Here is an 18951-nt window from a genome sequence, read left to right as displayed (position 1 = left end):
ATTATTATTTTTTTGCTTCGGAACAAGAGAGCTTATATCTTGTGCTATAATAATAATATGGAAAATGTTGAATTAAAAGAAAATGAACGAATTGATGAGATTGCAAGCAGTGGTGTAAAAATTATCCAAAGCCGAGAGGTTTTTTCTTTTAGTATTGATGCTATTTTGCTCGCACGTTTTCCACGTCTTCCAAGTCGGGGGCAAATTGTTGATATATGTGCGGGGAATGGTGCCGTCGGCCTTTTTGCGAGCAGTAAAACGAAAGCAAATATTATCGAGGTAGAAATACAGGAACGTTTGGCTGACATGGCACAGCGTTCAATTGAACTCAATGATTTGACTTCCAGAATGTCTGTCATTACTGACAACTTAAATAATACGACTAAATATTTGAACACATCAAGTACGGATTTAATTTTTTGTAATCCGCCTTATTTCAAAATAGATTCGGAAGATAGTCACATCAATGAAAGTCATCATTACACATTGGCACGTCACGAGTTAACAACAAATTTAGATGAAATTTTTGATACGGGAAAAAAATTGCTAAAATCCAATGGACATATTGCAATGGTACATCGTCCAGAGCGCTTTCTTGAAATTGTTGATAAAATGCGTGCGAATAATTTACAACCTAAATGGATTCAGTTTGTCTATCCTAAGGCAAACCAGCCAGCAAATATCTTGCTGATTGATGCGATTAAAGACGGAAGGGCAGGTGGAGAAATTTTTCTACCCCCACTCGTTATTCACAATGAAGATGGATCTTATACCAAAGAAATAGATGAAATTTATTACGGTAAGCATTGAAAAATAGTATTGCTAAGTTTATAATAAAATAAAAAAACTCGGATTTTTTCCGAGTTTTTTTATCGAAGCAAGTGCATATTATCTCCACCCTTTTAGGATACACTGTCTATCTCTGACAATGCTAAAGCACTAATCGAATTTGGACATAACGATTATTGAGCAGTGGCAAATTGAGCTTGAAGTTTGTCAATAGCAGCTGCTTGTAATTCTGCCATTGTTTCAGCATCAGAAGTACTGGGTTCTTTTAGAGCTTCCTTGAGTTTATTTCTTTTAGAAGCGAGCGAGAGTTTGAAATCAATGGTAGATTTTTCTTTAGTATCAGAAACCTTACCAGTAAAGCTAGCATCAATAGTATGGGCTTTACCATCAATAACCATTGTCATTGAAAGATTATCGAAATTGACATCTTTACTTTCTTTAAGGATAGAGTCAAGTTGGTCTTTTGGAATAGACGGATTGACTGAAGTAAATCCTTTGATAAGATCTTTAAAATCACCGTTTTTTCCAGAGACCTTCAAAGTAGTCTTATCCCCGTTCTTGGTAAAATCAGAATTCGGTATGTCTTTGAAAGCTTTTTCTAAATCAGATTTTGTGATTGTTTGGGTTTGTTTAAACATATCTTTAAAAGTTGAATCCCATTTTTCACCAGAAGAACTATTTGCAGAGTTTAATGTATCAGCATCAAGGAAAAAGTAAGGTTTTGTTAGGCTATCAACCATTGCTCCGTAAACCATTGTGACCTGTTCGTCAGATTTAGGAATTAAACCTTTATTGTCATTGTAGAGTGTCTTGATATCAGCACTATTGAGATAAAGTCCCTTTTCAGACATCAACATATTTAAGTTATAGGCTTTATTATCAACTTTAATCTTACCCCGAGACTTGCAAGTTGATTATCGCTGTCAAGACCAACGTTAATATCAAAAGTAGCACCATTAAGATATTTATTCATTGAGTCAGCATTGTCACCAGTTGCTTTGAATTTATCAACTTTGACATTTAACTCTTGAGAATTATAAACTTTTGAATTATTCAGTGTTGCTGCATCAGAAATGAAAGCTTTTTTAGCTGCATCAGAATTTTTAGCTGAGCAAGCTGATAAAGTAAGAGCGGCAAGCGCAACAACTCCAACGGTAAACAATTTTTTCTTCTTCATAAATTTCTCCTTCGGAATTATTATACTACAAAATATAAAAATGTCAAAGGTGTCAAAATAAAAACAATAATTACGAAAATGACGAAAAAACAGCTACAAAAAAACTACAGCAAAGCAGTAGTTTTATTATATTTCTTTTTGTCAATACTATGTAAGGGCAGGGAGCAGATACCTTTAAAAGTATTTTAAAGATAAAACAGCACCTAAAAGAAAAATATTAGTAAATCATATCATAGATTTCAATAGCAACAAGGTCAATATCGTCAAACAAAGAAGCATCTTTTTGTTTAGGATAGCGAATAGAGAAAGCCTGTTCTTCAGGATTATAGCTAACGGTTGCCATAACAATGCCTTCACGCTCAAAGTTATAGGTTTCTTTTGGATCTCCGCTTTCAACCAAGCGATTTAAACGATTCATAATTGCTAATAAATGTGATTTCATTTTTAAATATTCCTTTCGACGTTTTGCATGGCAAAACCCTGATTTATATCAAATTCTTTCTTGGGTTGTAGTCCCATTCAATGAACAGTTTTTAAATAGAATGAAAAATTAAACTTTCTCTATGTCTAAGCTGAGCTTAATTCTCTAGAGCGATTTAATCCTGCTCTTTGTCCTTATCTATTTTAACATAACTTTGCAGATTTTTCGCCAATTTGCTGGCTTTTCTAGCAAAATATTTTGCACGAATTTGCTCGCGTTTGATAGAGTGTTTTACGGTTAAAGGCATCTGGCGGATAGTATCTTCTATCTTCATCGGAAGGCGGTCAGATTCAATGCTTTTAAGGGTGTCATACTCAATGATTGTATCTAAGTAAAAGAGATAGACCTGCTTAGCAAAATGTTCAGCAGAGATTTCATATAATTTTTTCTCAAATTTGAACTTATCAATAGGATGTTTGTGAGCGATAGCTTCACAAGTTTGTTCCGTAATATCATTCTCTCCATCAAATAGGCGCCCAAATTCTACATCATTAATCAGACTGTTTAAGTAAGGATTTTCTGCAGCTATTACACGTGTACCTGCAGCTAATGCCTCTAAATAAGTTAGACCCTGAGTTTCAGAAGTTGAGGCAGAAATGAAAAAATCAGCAGCTTTGTAATAGTAAGCTGTTTGTTCATTTTCTACACGTCCAGTAAAAATCACAACATCATCAAGATTTAAATCGGAAACTAAAGCTTTTAATGTATCAGCATAAGGTCCATGCCCTACAATAACAAGTTTCACGGGAAACTCTGTTAAAATATCAGGAAGTGCATGAATGACGGCTTGAATATTTTTTTCTGCTGCAATTCTTGACAAGCTAAGCAGCATTATCTCGTCTTTTTTTATACCTAATTTATCTCGTAATTTTGAAGTGTCCTCAGCTGTGATGTCTTCACGTTTGAAACGTTCGATTTCGATTCCAGTCGGAATTACACGTTTAGGAAGTGTCACCCCATAGCCATTAACTGTTTCCAATACCATCTCACTTGGGCAAATAATTGCTTCTGTTCCACGCAAAAAGTTACGAATAATATATTTTACCATGCTTGGACGAATCAGACGACCTTTAGCAATATAGTAAACATAGTCTTCGTATTTTGTGTGTAGTGTGTGAATAACAGGAATGCGAAGTTGCACGGCAACCATTTTACCTAGAATCCCCATACCAAACTCAGTTTGTGTATGAATGATATCAAGGTCATATTCTTTAGCGATTTGATAGGCTGCGAACACCCCTTTTAATACAATCTTACGTTCTGCCAGGCTGACAAAGGGAATGGATTGTAGACGAATGATATTTTTTTCGTGGTCAACATCTGCATTTGGATCAGTAGTTGTAAAAATAAATACCTCATGTCCCAGTTTTTCAAGCTCTACAGCTAGGGTTTGAATACTTGTAGCTACACCACTAATTTGTGGAAAATAGCTATCTGTAAAAAGTCCAACTCTCATAAATTTTTCTCGTTTTTAATTATATATTAGAACTACTTTAAAATGATTTTACTCATTTTATTAGTCATTCTGCAATTAGTATGCCTTTTTATCAGCCACTTAGGTGGCTGGAGAAAACGGACAGCGTAGTGAATCGCATCGCCTTGCTGCTAAAGCAGCTTAGAGCGAATGGTACTCTTCTTACCTGTGATGTGTAACGAACGGGGACCATCCTAAAATAACGGTGCTCTGGCATTCTTTTTAGAATGGCTCATCTCTGTATGAACTGTAAATGAATAGACTGTTTGTGATGAGAAAGAAATTTTTCTTTTTCTAGACTATAAGTTCAACGTCTGCTGATAGGCAGCCACTAATTGTTTCGCTACTTTTTCAATCGTTCGCTCTTGGGCGATTTTATAACCCGCTTCGGTACGGTTGACTCTACCATCCAATACCTCTTGAAGTTTATCAACAAATCCATTAATATCACTAGCAAGACTTGCAGAGGACTCGTCCAACCAACCTTTATAAACAGGAATATCTCTGACAACGGCTTTTTGATGACTAGCTAAAGCTTCAAGCACAACAATTCCTTCAGTTTCCTCGCGTGAGGGAAAGAAGAAAGCATCGCTTGAAGTCATTGCACCTTCAAATACTTCACCTTTGATATAGCCAGGGAAAAGAACGTTTTTAGGATGATTCTTCTTTACGATGCGACGTACCCAACCTGGAACAGTCCAAAGGTTTTGATAGCCAAACCAGATGAAAGTCACATCAGGCATTTTTTCGGCGACTTTGACAAAATCGTCAATCCCTTTACGTTTAAAATAAAGTGCGGCAGTTACTACAACTTTTTGATCATCGGATAAGTTAAAATGTTCGCGAAAGGCGAGTTCTTTAGCTGGATTACGAGAATATTTTGCCAAATCAATTCCATTGGATATGGGTAAGATGGGACATTTTATTCCGTAGCCACGGATTAAACTCGCGGAATATTCAGTAGGTGTAATGACTAAATCTGCTGCACGGTAGAATTTCATCAGATATAACTTGAAGAATGGTGCGATAAAATTTGAACCAATGAATGAGTTTTGAAAGTCTTCTTTAGTTGAATGACCATGGAAAATAACTTTTTTTCCAGCTTTTTTAGCAGTTTTCAACATTTTCCAGCTCTTAGGACCGTAGGTATTGAGATGTAAAATATCATAATCTTCATCAGAATTTTTAGTCCAGTCCACATTCATTAAGTCTAGTGCACGTTGTTGATGTTTCATTGCGCGGCCAATTCCTGAGCGACTCAGGAATTCTTCAGCCTCTAAGTAAAGTAAAATTTTCATGCTTGTCTTTTATTTTACCATAAATAGTTAAATAAAATCATGAGAATTTTCATTTAGGACATATTTCAGTCTTTAGTCTGAGTGGCATTAGAAATAAAAAAACCTCCAAAATGGAGGTTATATTCTAAGGATTTTGGCTTGATGAGCTTGATTGTTGCAAGTCACTTGTTGATTTATTGAGTTTAACATTAGCTGTGTGAGATTTACCATCACGGTAATAAGTGATAGCGACAGTATCTCCAATATTATATTTATAAAGAGCGCTTTGTAAATCTGTTGAAGAGGTAATTGTTGTATCGCCAATCTTTGTGATAACATCACCAGCTTTTAGACCCGCAGTGCTAGCAGGCATACCTGATTGAACAGTATGGACAACCACACCACCAGTTACACTATCAGGAAGTTTGAGCTGGTTGAGATCGTCAGTTGAAAATTGTGACAAATCAACCATTGTAATACCTAATGCAGGACGAATAACTTTACCGTCTTTTTCAAGTTTAGCAATAATATTAACCACATCATTAGATGGAATGGCAAATCCCATTCCTTCAACGCTTGTTGAGCCATCTTGGGTAGTAGTCAGTTTTGACTGTGTAATACCAATGACTTGCCCTTCAATATTAATTAACGCTCCTCCAGAATTTCCCGGATTGATGGCGGCATCAGTTTGAATTGCATTGACATTGACATTTTGTCCTTCATCATTTTGCATTGAAACTTGACGATTAATGGCTGAAACAATTCCTTCAGTTGCGGTATTAGCAAACTCAGAACCGAGAGGAGAGCCGACTGCAATGGCAGGTTCTCCAATTGTTAAGTTACTAGAATCTGCGAAAGTAGCTACCTCTTTAACGTCATTATCATCAATTTTAAGTACGGCAAGGTCAGTATAAGCATCCGTGCCAACTAGAGTAGCTTTTACTTTCTGACCACCAGCTAACAGAACTTCGAGGCTATTAGCACCTTCTACAACGTGATTGTTAGTAACGATATAAGCTTTACCATCTTCTTTTTTGTAAATGACTCCAGAACCTTCACTTGCTAAACTAGAAGTTGCAGAACTTTGGCTGTTTCCACTATTTTGTCCGAAGATACTGTTGAAAACGTCATCACTAGAACTCTGATTTTGATAGTTAAGGACGGAAACAACCGCATTAGAAACTTTTTTGATTGCAGCAGTTGTGTCTGTATTAACATCAACTTTTACAGTCTTGACTGGAACGGAAGAACCACTAGTACTAGTGGCGTTATTGTTTGTTGTGTTTTGGTAAATTGCACTCCCACCTAGTGCGATGGCCCCACCTACGACACCAGTCAAGAGCATTTTCCCGAAATTACCTTTTGACATAAATTATCCCTTTCGAGTGATATTTTTTCATAATCTTTTTATAGTGTGATTATATCTGTATACACTTAATAATAGCTTAATAGTAGGTAAAATGGAACTAAAATGAATTTTTTCCACATTGTTGTGGAAAATCTTTAAAAATGTGTGAGTAAGTGGATATTTTGGGGCTTTTTTCCACAGAAAAGTGGAAAAAAAGTAAAAAATGTTGATAAATCTTGTTTTCATCTTGTTTTCATCAGGGGAAAAAGTTAAAATTATAAGACAGATTTAAGAAATTATCATTGTTTTTGATTTTTAATATTGAGTTTGGTGATAAATCTGGGGAAAATGTCTTAACATTTTAGAAAAGAAAGTAGAAAATGAAGATAAAATTGATTGTGGTAGGTAAATTAAAAGAAAAATATCTAAAGGAGGGGATCTCTGAATACGTTAAGCGTATGAGCACAATGTTGCCATTAGAAGTCATTGAATTACCAGATGAAAAAATACCAGACCATGCTTCTGAAAAAGAACAAGAGACAGTAAAAAATCGTGAAGGAGAAAAGATTTTATCTCGTTTGCAAGCGGATGATAAATTAGTTGCTTTAGCTATACGTGGTAATTTGATGACTTCAGAAGAACTTGCTGATTTGGTAAAGCAAAATGAGGTTTATGGCACTCGTCATCTGATTTTTGTGATAGGGGGCTCATTAGGTTTATCTGAGGCGGTTTATCAACGTTGTGATGCACAGGTTTCTTTTGGCCGTATGACACTACCTCATCAGTTGATGCGGTTGGTTTTGGTAGAGCAAATTTATCGAGCACAGATGATTAATCGTGGCTCGACTTATCATAAGTGAGAGCTGTATGCTATAATGTGCAAAGGAAAAGAGTTTACTACTTTGTTTTGAAATTTTAGGAGAGTAGAGCTTGTCTCAAAGGAGGAATGGATGAGAATTGATGCAGAACGTATAACTTTTGCTTATGGCGATAGAAGAGTGCTGAGAGATTTATCAGTTACTTTTGAAGCTGGAAAAGTTTATGGGATTGTTGGAAAAAATGGAGCTGGAAAAACAACATTTTTCAAAGTACTGACGAATATTATTACAAATTATCAAGGGACAGTCAAAATTGATGATGTAGATGTTAAAGTTAATCCAGAAGTACTTGCAAAAGTGGGAATTCTATTGGATGATATTGAACTTTATAAATCTTATACTGGATGGTTTAATCTGAGATATTTTGGTGGTTTGCGCGGAAATTTTGATGAAGAAAAAGTTCGGCAATTGGCAGCAAAATTGGGTATTGATGATGCTTTGGGCAAAAGAGTGTCAAGCTACTCATTAGGGATGGGGAAAAAGCTGATTTTGCTAATTTCCTTAATGAATGATGCAGAAATTTTGATTTTTGATGAACCTTTTCGTGGCATTGACGCGGCGTCTGTGGCATGGTTTCGTGAAACTTTATTAAACTTGAAAAAAGAAGGGAAACTGATTTTAATTTCTAGTCATGTTCAAGAAGATATTGAGATGCTGTGTGATGTTGTTTATGGGCTTTCAGATGGAAAATTTACTGACAGCTTTGATTTGAATGATAAAAATCAAGTATTGACTTACAGAGTGGTTGTCAGCGATGTGTCGGTACTGACAGAAATTCTGTCAGCGCGTGGTCTGGTCTGTCAGGTAGAGCATCAATTGGTAAGTTTTGATGCAACGGTAGAAAAGTTCCAAGAAATATTTCAAGAGTCAGTTGGTAAAGGATTAATCTTTGATGAGATTAAAAAAGATTCAAAATTTGTTGAATTTGTGAAATGAGGAGTGTGATGACAGTTTCAAATATTTTTAAGATGGAAATGTATCGGAATTTTCGAGACCGAGCGTATCTGATTGTGATTAGTATTTTGACGGTTTCGTTTGCAATTGCTGCTTCTTTGGGGATTGCAATGATATTTCAGGCAAAATCTGGTCACGAAACAGCGCCTCTGATTTTTCTTGAAGGCCCTTTAGTGTTTGCTTTATTTATTGCATTTGCTGCTTTTTCTATTATTTATCCATGGCACTTGATGAGTACGGATTATAATAATAAAGTTTTGAGTTTAGTTGTAGCTAGTGGTGTTAAACGGAGCAGGTATTATTTTGTGAAACTTCTTGCGACAATTGTGACTAATCTTTTGGCGTATTTTGTCATTGGGGTGATTCCAGTTGTTCTCTTGCTTGGTTTTTTCCATCAGGAGTTTATAGATTTCGTACAAACAATGATTCATGGATTTACAGCAAATCAAGGTTGGCTGCTTTTGTTAAATCTGCTTGTGTCAAGTATTGCGACGATGGTTATTTTATATTTCGTTGTTATTTTGACACGTGGGAAGTTCTGGGGAGTGTTCGTTTTTCTTGGAATTCGTCTGGGACTTGGTGTTGTTGTAAGTTCGATTGGTTTGTCTATTGCGAGTGTTTCGGGTTCTTTGACAAGTGGATTACTGGGAAACCATTGGTTGGATTTTGCTGTGTCACTCATTGAAATTATTATTTTTGGCTTTGCTGGACTTTTGATGTTGAAAAAGCAAGATTTATGATATTTTAGTGATTTTAGACTTAATATAGATTGATTTCAGTTTAAGATTCTGGGAGTTTCTATGATACAATGTTCGTCGTTCCAGCTGATAAAAACGGAATATCGTTGTACTGATTTTGAACCTTAATGTTGAAGCTTGCAAAGAATTAACCGCGAGTTCATTTTTGATTTCAGCTATTTATAGATGGAGAGAAGAGGGCTAGTGGTGTTTACTTAAATGTTTGAAGTATTACTTCATTGGTGGGGGATTCTTTCTCCCCCACCAATGTTAGTTGAGCGAAAACAGAGCTTAGTGCTGCTTATCCCGCCACCTTTAAGAGGTGGAGGAATTAGCACGCACTTGCTAAGTTAAAAATTAAAAAGAGTTAGATTGAGAAAGGAAAATAGATGCCCCTGATTAATATTGACCTCTACGATAAATGGACAAAAGAGGAAGCAAAAGTGTTGCTTAATGGGATTCATCGTGCCGTGTTGTCGAGTTTTGGTGTACCTGAGCGTGATCGTTATCAGATTTTGCATTGGCATAAAGAAGATGAGATGATTTTAGAAGATACAGGATTGGGTTTCGAGCGCGACAAAGGGCGTGAAGTGGTGATACAGGTCATTTCGAGAAAACGGACAGAAGATTCTAAGATAGCTTTTTACAAAGCAGTAGCTGCTAATCTAAAGGAGGATTTAGCTTTGAATCCAAAAAATTTACTCATTTCTATCGTAGAAAATGGTGATGCGGATTGGTCATTTGCTGATGGAGAAGCGCAATTTTTGACAGGAAAATTATGATGCAGGAAATCGTTGAAATTTTTAGAGTGCAAGGTAATCAAGAGGTTGCTGAAAAACAGGCTGCATATTTACGCCATCAATTTGAGTTTATAGGTTTAAAAACTCCTGTACGACGCCAATTGCAAAAAGTATTTTTGACAAACCTATGTAAAAATAAAAGGATTGATTGGTCATTTGTTTGGAAAATGTGGCAGTTACCTGAGCGTGAATTTCAATATTTAGCGGCAGATTATTTGATAAAGATGAAAAAGTATCTGACAAATGCTGACTTGTTTGAGATAAAAAAACTCGCTGTTACAAAGTCTTGGTGGGAAACCGTTGATACTTTAGATGAGTTAGTTGGACATCTCTTACTTACTGACAAAAGCCTGTCAGTACTGACAGAAATTGAAAAATGGGCGGTAGATGATAATTTTTGGGTTCGCAGACTTGCGATTGATTGTCAGTTAGGGTTTAAAGAAAAGACGGACACAGTTTTACTAGAAAGTGTGCTGACAAAAAATTTGTCAGGTTCAACTTTTGACCAAGAATTCTTTATTAACAAGGCGATTGGTTGGGCGCTCCGTGACTTTTCAAAAACTGATGCTGATTGGGTACGTGAGTTCATCACAACAAATGGTCATAAAATGAGTAAACTCTCCTACCGTGAAGCGAGTAAATATCTTTAATATTATTTCAACTTTAAAAGTCTCTTTGAGGGTTATATTAAGCTAGATGTGATAAGGAATTGATTTGACAGAGCCTATATACTGTGATAAAATTAGAGCAATGTTCAAAAATAAACTTAATTGACTTGTTACAAAACGTTATTTTGTTATCTGCTTAAAATTTGTAGAGGCAAAATGGATTTTGAAATAACTCTAATGTTCATTGAGTTTGGTGTGTCAAAAGCTATAAAAGCAGGTGATGCTACTTCTGAATAACACATCTTATATCTTACAAAGGAGACAGAAATGTCAGGATTCTCTCTTATTCTCATCGTCATCGTTATGGGTGGGATGATGTTCTTTATGAACCGTAACCAAAAGAAACAACAAGCAAAACGTCAAGAGCAATTGGATGCAATGCAACCAGGTTCAGAAATCGTTACTATCGGTGGCTTACATGGTGTATTATCTAGTGTTGATTCTGCTAAAGGTACCATTGAACTTGATTGTGAAGGCGTTATTTTAACTTTTGACCGCGCAGCTGTGAAAACAGTAAAAAGTGGTGTGACTCCAGCTTCAGCTGCCGTTGAAACTCCAACTGAAGATAAAATCGAAAATCCATTTGAAGAAAAATAGATTTTTAAAACAGCACCATCAATCAGGTAGGTGTTGAAAAAGAAATGTAATTCTGTCAGTATGCTGACAGAATTTTTGCGTTTGTAAAGGAAGATTTTATCTTCTAATTAGTTAATCCGACGCTCAAATGATTCATGATAGCCGTTTACTACATTATTTTATCTGATTGGTGAGTGTGGTATTAAGGTGTAACTAGTATGATTAAAGATAATTTGTATTAAAAAAATGAAGCTTGGGAAGAATGATTTGGAGAGATTTAACAAGAAAATTTGTGATACAAATCTGCTTAGAAATATGGTAAAATAGGAATACTAACTGTGAGGTGCTATGTTTAATAACTTGAAAAATAACTCGCAAGAGGAAATTCCCGTACCACAGCACGTAGGTGTGATTATGGATGGTAATGGGCGTTGGGCGAAAGCTCAAGGAAAACCACGTATTTTTGGCCATAAGGCTGGAATGGATGCATTGAAAAAAGTAGCTGTTCATGGCGCACGTCGAGGCGTTGCGGTGATGACTGTTTACGCGTTTTCAACGGAGAACTGGGCACGTCCAGTAGACGAAGTCAAGTTTATCATGAGTTTGCCTATTGATTTTTATAGTAAATATGTTCCAGTTTTAAAAGAAGAAAATATTCAAATTCGGATGATTGGTGAACGTTCAGGCTTACCTAAAGCTACATTAGAATCAATTGACCGTGCAGCGCGTGAAACAGCGAATAACACAGGAATGATTTTGAATTTTGCGATGAATTATGGTGGACGCCGTGATATTATTTTAGCGATTCAAGATTTGGCAGCTTCAGGTTTTGACTTGTCAGTACTGACAGAAGAAGATTTGGCTGAACACCTGCAAACTGCGATTTTACCAGTAGAATACAGAGAACCTGATTTGATTATTCGCACTTCTGGCGAACAAAGAATGTCTAATTTTTTAACTTGGCAAGCAGCCTATAGTGAACTATATTTCACAGATGTGGCATGGCCAGAGTTTGATGAAGCTGAGCTTGATAAAGCGATAACAGCCTTTCAGCAACGTGACCGCAGATATGGAGGTTTGAAATAATGACGCAGAGAATTATAACAGGAGTAGTAGCTGGAGGGATTTTCTTAGCGCTTCTGGTATTGGGAGGAGTGTATTTCCAGATTTTAGTGGGATTGCTTGTAATTATTGCAATGCATGAACTCTTTAAAATGTATAAGCTCCAACTTCTTTCTTTTGAGGGAATTTTGGCAACTTTGGCTTCTCTATCACTTGCTCTTCCTATTGGTCAGCATTTCCTCGGGCTTAATGTTGATGGTGGAATGATGCTCTTTACACTTTTTTTATTTGCAATGCTTACAGGAATGGTTTTTTCAAATGGGAAGTATTCCTTTGAAGATGTAGCATTTCCATTTTTATCAGCTTTTTATGTAGGGATTGGTTTCCAAAATCTTTTGACGGCGCGTCAAAGTAGTATTTATATTGTATTTTTGGCTCTTTTTATTGTTTGGGCGACGGATATTGGTGCATACGCGATAGGACGAACACTAAAAACACGCTTTCCGCAAAAACTTTTGCCATCAGTTTCACCTAATAAGACAGTCGTTGGCTCTCTTGGGGGAATTGTTTCAGCTGTTGTGGTTGCTCTGATTATGTTTTTCCTTTATAGCAAAGAATTACCTCAAATCGGCTTTATAAAATTGATTTTGTTCACGGTAATTTTTTCTATTGTGGGACAAATTGGAGATTTGGTAGAGTCAAGTATTAAACGACATTTTGGAGTGAAAGATTCTGGGAAACTGTTGCCAGGTCATGGGGGTATTCTTGACAGATTTGACAATCTTATTTTCGTTTTCCCAATCATGCACTTGCTTGGACTTTTTTAATTATGTGTGGTCTTAAAAGCCATTATATTTTTAGAAATTCAGTCCAAGTTGGAATCTCTGAGTTTTTATACTAGGACTAATCCATTGAAAAAATCAACAATGGATTGACATTACTACGCAACTAGTATAATTCACTTTTAAATGTGTTAGCAGTGCTTTTAGATGTTAAAGGGTACTAGAGCTTACCTAATAATTAAATGAAATGGAAAAATTGAGTTTAAAACGGAAAAAGTTTGGCTAAATGAAAAACAAACTTTCCCTACTTCTCAAACAGGAGGATTTTTATTGATTGAGACTTTGATTACCTTCATCATCATTTTTGGAATTATTGTTGCGATTCATGAGTATGGTCATCTTTGGTGGGCAAAACGTGCAGGAATTTTGGTGCGCGAATATGCAATCGGCATGGGACCAAAAATCTTTGCTCATCGCGCTAAAGATGGGACGTTATATACTATTCGTATTTTACCTCTGGGAGGCTATGTCCGTTTGGCCGGATGGGGTGATGACAAGACTGAGATTAAAAAGGGTATGCCAGCATCTCTTGTCATGGGACTGACAGAATCAGAAGTTACTGACAGCGTTTCTGTCAGTGATAAAATTACAAGAATTAATCTGTCAGAGCACGTAGAGCTTGACCACGCTATTCCAATGCTTGTGACCGATTATGATTTTGAAAAAGAGCTATATATTGAAGGTGAGGTTTTCGGCGAAACAAAGCGGTACAGTGTTTACCATGATGCGACAATCATTGAAGAAGATGGGACAGAAGTTCGTATTGCACCGATTGATGTTCAATATCAATCAGTAGGTGTTATTCATAAAATACTGACAAACTTTGGCGGACCGCTGAATAATTTCATTTTAGGAATTATAGCCTTTATCGTCTTAACCTTCATGCAAGGTGGAGTCCCGTCAAATACAAATGTAGTTGGACAAGTTGAACACAGCACACCAGCTTATAGTGCAGGATTGAAAGCTGGCGATAAGATTCAGTCTGTAAACGGAGAAAATACTGACAACTGGTCGGAAGTTGTATCAGCAATTACAGCTTCTGAAGGCAAAAAATTAAACCTTCAAATTAGTAGAGGCGGTGCTGACAAGGAACTGTCAGTAACACCAAAAAAAATTGATGGTGCTTACCGTGTAGGAATCATGCAATCAATTAAAACGGGCTTCTTTGACAAGGTGACAGGCGGTTTTGTTCAAGCAGGACAAGCAGCAACAGCTATCTTTAAAGCACTAGGTAGCTTGATTGCACGACCGAGTCTGGATAAATTAGGAGGACCAGTAGCAATTTACCAGTTGAGTGGTGAAGCTGCCCGTGCTGGATTGACAGCTATTGTTTATCTTCTTGCCATGCTCTCTATTAACCTTGGAATTGTGAACCTTTTCCCAATTCCAGTGCTTGATGGTGGAAAAATTGTACTGAACATCATTGAGGCAATTCGGGGAAAAGCCTTATCACAAGAGAAGGAATCAATCATTACACTTGTCGGAGTTGTTTTTATGGTTGTACTCTTTATTGCCGTTACTTGGAATGACATTCTACGTGCCTTTGTCCACTAATATAAAAATGACTTTTCCACAGTAATGTTGCTGAAGTACGAAGTACCTAGGACAGTCGCAATGGTTCTGCAAATCAAAAGCGTAGTTATCTCTAGAGTTGACTCATATTTTATTTAACTGAGTCCCTGAGTCTGGAACGCTAGAAGTTTGCGAAAAATGATGAAATTTTGAATCTACGCAAGCGTAGAACCAAAAATTCCCCTACTTTTCACAACTTCTGATTGATCACCCCTCACATCTTAAAGGAAATTAATATAATGAAACAATCAAAAATGCTTATCCCAACACTTCGGGAAATGCCATCAGATGCACAAGTTATTAGCCATGCGCTTCTCATGCGTGCTGGTTATGTTCGTCAAGTATCAGCAGGAATTTATGCTTATCTCCCTCTTGCTAATCGTGTACTTGAAAAATTGAAGAATATCATGCGCGAAGAATTCGATGAAATTGGTGCAGTTGAACTTCTCGCTCCAACCTTATTGACTGCAGATTTGTGGCGTGAATCAGGTCGCTACGAGACTTATGGAGCAGACCTTTATAAGTTGAAAAATCGAGATTCCTCTGATTTTATTCTTGGTCCAACTCATGAAGAAACGATGACAGCACTCGTGCGTGACGAAATCACTTCATATAAAAAACTTCCTCTCAATGTTTATCAAATTGCTGCGAAATACCGTGACGAAAAACGTCCGCGCTACGGTCTCTTGCGTGGTCGTGAGTTTATCATGAAAGACGGATATAGCTTCCATGCTGATTATGATTCATTAGACGAAACTTATAATGATTACAAAAAAGCCTATGAAAAAATCTTTGAGCGCGCTGGTCTTAAATTCCGTCCTATTATTGGTGATGGTGGAGCGATGGGCGGTAAAGATAGTCAAGAATTTATGGCGATTACAGATGACCGTACAAATATTGAAAATTGGCTTGTTTTAAGCAAAAATATTAGTTCAATTGAAGAAATTCCAAGCTCAGTGCTTGAGGACATCAAGATGGAGCTTGACAAATGGTTGGTTGCTGGTGAAGATACATTAGTGTATGCAGAAGGTGGCGATTATGCTGCAAATCTAGAAATGGCATCAAGTCAATTTGAACCAACAGCAAGTTATACTGAAGAACTTGAACTTGAAAAAGTAGCAACACCAGATGCTAAAACAATTGAAGAAGTTTCAACTTTCCTTGATATTGAACCACGAGAACTTGTGAAGACCTTGGTCTATAAAGCTGATGAAGAGTTGGTTGTTGTCCTTTTACGTGGTGATGATGAGCTTAATGAAGTTAAATTAGTCAATCATCTAGGGAGTGACTTCCTTGAAGCAGCTGCAGAAGAAGACGTATTTGAACTTCTAGGCGCGCATTTTGGTTCACTTGGACCAGTTGGATTAAAAAATGTAAAGATTATTGCTGACCGTGAAGTTGAAGTTATGAAAAATGTTGTTGTAGGTGCTGACGAAGACGGGTTCCACTACAAGAATGCAAATCTTGGTCGCGATTTTGAAGTCTCAGAATTTACTGACTTACGTACTGTTCGCGAAGGAGAGGTTTCTCCCGATGGACGTGGTACATTGAAATTTGCTCGTGGAATTGAAATTGGGCACATTTTCAAACTTGGCACACGTTATTCAGATGCTATGAATGCCAACGTTTTAGATGCTAATGGTCGTTCGATTCCAATGATTATGGGCTGTTATGGGATTGGTGTGAGCCGACTGCTCTCTGCAATCTTGGAACAATTCGCTCGTATTTATGTCGAAAAAACACCGAAAGAAGAATTCAAATTTAGCTGGTCAATTAATTTCCCTAAAGAATTAGCTCCTTTTGATATTCACCTTGTTCCTGTTAACACTAAAGATGAAGCAGCAATGGCGTTGACTAATGAATTAGAGGAAAAACTTCGTGGTAAAGGTTATCAAGTATTGGTTGATGATCGCAATGAACGTGCGGGTGTTAAATTTGCTGATAGTGACCTGATTGGCTTACCAGTACGTGTTACCATTGGTAAAAAAGCTGCAGAAGGTATTGTCGAAGTTAAAATACGTGCAACAGGTGAAGTTGTTGAAATCAACAAAGATGAACTTGTTAACACGATTGAAATTTTGAGCAATTAAGATTGTTCAGAATTTCTGGACATAACTAATGATAAAAGAATTTGCCATGAAAATAGTAATTGTTGGTAGCTCTCATGCGGGCATTTGTGCAGCGCTGCGAGCGTTAGAAGAGTACCCCGAAGCCGAAATCACGCTTTACGACAAGCGTGACCAGGTTTCTTTTGTTTCTCAAGGAATTATTTCTTACCTTTCTGGTAGAAAGACGACACTTTTTCAATCAAGTTATTCCTCTGTCTATGAATTGGAAAGGGTCGGTCTGGCTATGCAGATGAAAACGGTAGTTGAGGCGATTGATATAAAATCAAAAAAGATAACTTACCGCATATTAGATTCGGATAAACTATTGACAGATACCTATGATAAGTTAATATTTGCAACAGGTTCTTATCCATCAATGCCATCTATTCCTTTTGATAAAGAAAGCAAACTTTACTTTTTAAAGAGTATGGAGGATGCTATCGAAACAGATGAATTTCTTAAAAACTCTAAGTCAGTAGCTGTTATTGGCGGTGGAATGACAGGGGTAGAGTTTGCTCGTATTACTCAAAGTCGAGGGATTCAGACAACAATGATTCATCGAAACAAGTGCTTATTGAATGATTATCTTGATGAACCTGCAAGTCATCTGCTAGAAAAACAACTTAATTCTGAAGGCATCAGAACAATACTGAATACCGATGTAACCTCTATTACAGGGGAGGGCGGAGCAACAATTATTAATATGGAAGCAAGAGAAGCTCTCGCAGTAGATGGCGCGATATTCACGATTGGCTTTCGGCCTAATTCATACTTACTCAGCAATCAAGTTGAACTTGGGGATAATGGCGCAATACTGGTTGATGAATATATGCAGACAAGTCATCAGGATGTCTTTGCAGTTGGAGATGTTTCAACAACTTACGTCAACCTGCTTGATAAAAATCTCTATTTACCCCATGCTTCAGATGCAGTGCGAGATGGAGAAATTGCGGCAATTAATCTAGGTGGCCCTCGTCAAAAAATTAATAGTACACAAGGAACTTATCATGTACCAATGAACGATCTTGTTCTTGCTATGACTGGTATCACCATGAAGCAAGCGGTAGAGTCAGGTTATGATGCAGATGCGGTACATATGCTAAATCAGCATCTAGAGGGGCATTCTCCAAGTAATATTTGGATGATTTATGAACGGAGAACTCATAAGATTCTCGGCTTGCAATGTATAGGAAAAACTAAAGATATGGCAGAATATGTTAATATTGTGTCGCTTGCAATCCAACAAGAATTGACGGTTGAAGATATTGAGTTTACAGATTTTTATTTTGAGCATGGATATAAAGACCCACGGGGTTTTAATCGTATATTAGCGCGCTTAATGCGTGAAAATGAAAAATAAGTTTGTTCAAAATTTCGCACTACTTCCTATTTGAAGTTTACCAGAAAGCGATAAATAAAAGTAAGGCTTTTGAACAAGCAAATGAAAGGACAATTGTGGAAGAAACTGCGAATAAAGATTTAATTTATTGCCAAAAAGTGCTAACGCTGCTTGAACACTTAGAAGATAATAAGCAGAAAAGTGAAACATTCTATGGTCAGTTTGAGAAGCAAATTATTCGTAGAAGACAGTTGAAAATCTTCGTTTTAGGAATTTTACTTCTGGCTGCGATTGTGGTAGGAGGAGAACTTGCTCATCTTCCTCTTGTGTTTTTAGTGTTTCTAATTATCACATTAATGTCGCTTTATATTATTTTGATGGGAATGAGTTTAAGAAAATTTATAAAAAAATCTATTATTGAGCAGGTAGATAAAAAGCAACGAAAGACATTAGAAATTGGAACAAAGAAACTTGAAGATGAGCGTAAAGGATTTAAAAGAGAGTTAGCCTCATTTGACCGTATTCCAACCAAATATCAATCAGCCGCTGCACTTCATCACTTGATTCGGTATTTTGAAAGAGGAGAAGCTCAATCTTTGGAGGAAGCTCTTTATTTTCTTGGAATGGATGAAAAGAATAAAACTTTTATAAATTCTTCTGATATATTTTGAGATTCATGCCAAATCACTGTAAAATACTTGGCTTGTATAGCATAAAGTAAATAACAAAAAACTTGTCCAAATGGGTAAGTTTTTTGTGTTATAATTGATATTAGACTTTTGACAAATTTGTCAAAAACTTCAAGAAAGAGTGATGCGACTTTTCTTAGCAAACGGTTTTGAGTAGTTTTCATAATTTTGATGGGAAAA

At 36.6% G+C, this 18951-nt stretch carries 19 protein-coding genes; 13 read left to right on the top strand and 6 right to left on the bottom strand.

The features are described 5' to 3' along the window. The first annotated feature begins 57 nt into the window (after positions 1 to 57). Positions 58 to 810 carry a tRNA1(Val) (adenine(37)-N6)-methyltransferase gene (locus D7I46_RS09010; protein ID WP_120772600.1) on the top strand — a complete coding sequence of 251 codons (753 nt, stop codon included), beginning with the start codon at positions 58 to 60 and terminating at the stop codon, positions 808 to 810. Between the two features lie 152 nt (positions 811 to 962). Here the strand turns inward: D7I46_RS09010 and D7I46_RS09005 are convergent, their stop codons facing one another. The 6 genes from D7I46_RS09005 to D7I46_RS08985 all read right to left on the bottom strand — a co-directional run bounded on the left by D7I46_RS09005 (position 963) and on the right by D7I46_RS08985 (position 6567). Beyond that, complete coding sequence (locus D7I46_RS09005) at positions 963 to 1640, bottom strand: hypothetical protein (RefSeq protein ID WP_240424392.1); 678 nt, start codon at positions 1638 to 1640, stop codon at positions 963 to 965. A gap of 8 nt (positions 1641 to 1648) precedes the next feature. Then, positions 1649 to 1966, bottom strand: a complete 318-nt coding sequence (locus D7I46_RS13520; protein ID WP_240424390.1) for a hypothetical protein — start codon at positions 1964 to 1966, stop codon at positions 1649 to 1651. Between the two features lie 217 nt (positions 1967 to 2183). Then, positions 2184 to 2408 (bottom strand): YkuJ family protein, encoded by a 225-nt coding sequence (locus D7I46_RS09000; RefSeq protein WP_120772599.1) that lies wholly within the window; start codon positions 2406 to 2408, stop codon positions 2184 to 2186. 154 nt (positions 2409 to 2562) lie between these two features. Beyond that, positions 2563 to 3903 carry a glycosyltransferase family 4 protein gene (locus D7I46_RS08995; protein ID WP_120772598.1) on the bottom strand — a complete coding sequence of 447 codons (1341 nt, stop codon included), beginning with the start codon at positions 3901 to 3903 and terminating at the stop codon, positions 2563 to 2565. A 317-nt stretch (positions 3904 to 4220) separates the two neighbouring features. Then, positions 4221 to 5219, bottom strand: coding sequence for an LTA glycolipid anchor biosynthesis glycosyltransferase, IagA/BgsA family (locus D7I46_RS08990; RefSeq protein ID WP_120772597.1), 999 nt, complete (start codon positions 5217 to 5219; stop codon positions 4221 to 4223). 124 nt (positions 5220 to 5343) lie between these two features. Then, positions 5344 to 6567, bottom strand: coding sequence for a S1C family serine protease (locus tag D7I46_RS08985; protein ID WP_120772596.1), 1224 nt, complete (start codon positions 6565 to 6567; stop codon positions 5344 to 5346). A 359-nt stretch (positions 6568 to 6926) separates the two neighbouring features. On the opposite strand from D7I46_RS08985, the gene rlmH reads away from it, so the two are divergent. From rlmH to D7I46_RS08925, 12 genes are all read left to right on the top strand, one after another. After that, positions 6927 to 7406, top strand: coding sequence for a 23S rRNA (pseudouridine(1915)-N(3))-methyltransferase RlmH (gene rlmH, locus D7I46_RS08980; RefSeq protein WP_120772595.1), 480 nt, complete (start codon positions 6927 to 6929; stop codon positions 7404 to 7406). Between the two features lie 90 nt (positions 7407 to 7496). Beyond that, positions 7497 to 8360: an ABC transporter ATP-binding protein gene (locus D7I46_RS08975; RefSeq protein WP_120772594.1), complete on the top strand. Its 864-nt coding sequence runs from the start codon at positions 7497 to 7499 to the stop codon at positions 8358 to 8360. Between the two features lie 8 nt (positions 8361 to 8368). Then, on the top strand, positions 8369 to 9118 hold the full coding sequence (locus D7I46_RS08970; RefSeq protein ID WP_120772593.1) for an ABC transporter permease: 750 nt from the start codon (positions 8369 to 8371) through the stop codon (positions 9116 to 9118). A 386-nt stretch (positions 9119 to 9504) separates the two neighbouring features. Then, a complete protein-coding gene (locus D7I46_RS08965; RefSeq protein WP_120772592.1) occupies positions 9505 to 9897 on the top strand; it encodes a tautomerase family protein in 393 nt (130 codons plus the stop codon). Further along, a complete protein-coding gene (locus D7I46_RS08960; RefSeq protein WP_120772591.1) occupies positions 9897 to 10565 on the top strand; it encodes a DNA alkylation repair protein in 669 nt (222 codons plus the stop codon). The genes D7I46_RS08965 and D7I46_RS08960 overlap by 1 nt, the downstream gene beginning before the upstream one ends. Positions 10566 to 10850: 285 nt before the next feature. Further along, positions 10851 to 11180 (top strand): preprotein translocase subunit YajC, encoded by a 330-nt coding sequence (yajC, locus tag D7I46_RS08955; RefSeq protein WP_120772590.1) that lies wholly within the window; start codon positions 10851 to 10853, stop codon positions 11178 to 11180. A 327-nt stretch (positions 11181 to 11507) separates the two neighbouring features. Then, positions 11508 to 12245 (top strand): isoprenyl transferase, encoded by a 738-nt coding sequence (locus D7I46_RS08950; protein WP_120772589.1) that lies wholly within the window; start codon positions 11508 to 11510, stop codon positions 12243 to 12245. Next, positions 12245 to 13048, top strand: a complete 804-nt coding sequence (locus D7I46_RS08945; protein ID WP_120772588.1) for a phosphatidate cytidylyltransferase — start codon at positions 12245 to 12247, stop codon at positions 13046 to 13048. The genes D7I46_RS08950 and D7I46_RS08945 overlap by 1 nt, the downstream gene beginning before the upstream one ends. A 285-nt stretch (positions 13049 to 13333) precedes the next feature. Beyond that, positions 13334 to 14617 (top strand): RIP metalloprotease RseP, encoded by a 1284-nt coding sequence (gene rseP / locus D7I46_RS08940; protein ID WP_120772587.1) that lies wholly within the window; start codon positions 13334 to 13336, stop codon positions 14615 to 14617. Between the two features lie 257 nt (positions 14618 to 14874). Then, on the top strand, positions 14875 to 16725 hold the full coding sequence (locus D7I46_RS08935; protein WP_120772586.1) for a proline--tRNA ligase: 1851 nt from the start codon (positions 14875 to 14877) through the stop codon (positions 16723 to 16725). Between the two features lie 28 nt (positions 16726 to 16753). Continuing rightward, a complete protein-coding gene (locus D7I46_RS08930; RefSeq protein ID WP_240424388.1) occupies positions 16754 to 18103 on the top strand; it encodes an FAD-dependent oxidoreductase in 1350 nt (449 codons plus the stop codon). Between the two features lie 2 nt (positions 18104 to 18105). Beyond that, positions 18106 to 18753, top strand: a complete 648-nt coding sequence (locus D7I46_RS08925; protein ID WP_120772585.1) for a hypothetical protein — start codon at positions 18106 to 18108, stop codon at positions 18751 to 18753. Positions 18754 to 18951: the final 198 nt, after the last annotated feature.

Origin of the sequence: Lactococcus allomyrinae (genome assembly GCF_003627095.1) — a bacterium.
Taxonomy (GTDB): Bacteria; Bacillota; Bacilli; order Lactobacillales; family Streptococcaceae; genus Lactococcus; species Lactococcus allomyrinae.
The sequence above is the reverse complement of the archived record's forward strand: the minus strand, read 5'-3'. Positions and strand labels throughout refer to the sequence as shown.

Excerpts from the sequence above, each read along its gene's own strand:
- D7I46_RS09010 (WP_120772600.1), top strand. The coding sequence starts at position 58 with ATGGAAAATGTTGAATTAAAAGAAAATGAACGAATTGATGAGATTGCA.
- D7I46_RS09005 (WP_240424392.1), bottom strand. The coding sequence starts at position 1,640 with ATGTCTGAAAAGGGACTTTATCTCAATAGTGCTGATATCAAGACACTC.
- D7I46_RS13520 (WP_240424390.1), bottom strand. The coding sequence starts at position 1,966 with ATGAAGAAGAAAAAATTGTTTACCGTTGGAGTTGTTGCGCTTGCCGCT.
- D7I46_RS09000 (WP_120772599.1), bottom strand. The coding sequence starts at position 2,408 with ATGAAATCACATTTATTAGCAATTATGAATCGTTTAAATCGCTTGGTT.
- D7I46_RS08995 (WP_120772598.1), bottom strand. The coding sequence starts at position 3,903 with ATGAGAGTTGGACTTTTTACAGATAGCTATTTTCCACAAATTAGTGGT.
- D7I46_RS08990 (WP_120772597.1), bottom strand. The coding sequence starts at position 5,219 with ATGAAAATTTTACTTTACTTAGAGGCTGAAGAATTCCTGAGTCGCTCA.
- D7I46_RS08985 (WP_120772596.1), bottom strand. The coding sequence starts at position 6,567 with ATGTCAAAAGGTAATTTCGGGAAAATGCTCTTGACTGGTGTCGTAGGT.
- rlmH (WP_120772595.1), top strand. The coding sequence starts at position 6,927 with ATGAAGATAAAATTGATTGTGGTAGGTAAATTAAAAGAAAAATATCTA.
- D7I46_RS08975 (WP_120772594.1), top strand. The coding sequence starts at position 7,497 with ATGAGAATTGATGCAGAACGTATAACTTTTGCTTATGGCGATAGAAGA.
- D7I46_RS08970 (WP_120772593.1), top strand. The coding sequence starts at position 8,369 with ATGACAGTTTCAAATATTTTTAAGATGGAAATGTATCGGAATTTTCGA.
- D7I46_RS08965 (WP_120772592.1), top strand. The coding sequence starts at position 9,505 with ATGCCCCTGATTAATATTGACCTCTACGATAAATGGACAAAAGAGGAA.
- D7I46_RS08960 (WP_120772591.1), top strand. The coding sequence starts at position 9,897 with ATGCAGGAAATCGTTGAAATTTTTAGAGTGCAAGGTAATCAAGAGGTT.
- yajC (WP_120772590.1), top strand. The coding sequence starts at position 10,851 with ATGTCAGGATTCTCTCTTATTCTCATCGTCATCGTTATGGGTGGGATG.
- D7I46_RS08950 (WP_120772589.1), top strand. The coding sequence starts at position 11,508 with ATGTTTAATAACTTGAAAAATAACTCGCAAGAGGAAATTCCCGTACCA.
- D7I46_RS08945 (WP_120772588.1), top strand. The coding sequence starts at position 12,245 with ATGACGCAGAGAATTATAACAGGAGTAGTAGCTGGAGGGATTTTCTTA.
- D7I46_RS08935 (WP_120772586.1), top strand. The coding sequence starts at position 14,875 with ATGAAACAATCAAAAATGCTTATCCCAACACTTCGGGAAATGCCATCA.
- D7I46_RS08930 (WP_240424388.1), top strand. The coding sequence starts at position 16,754 with ATGATAAAAGAATTTGCCATGAAAATAGTAATTGTTGGTAGCTCTCAT.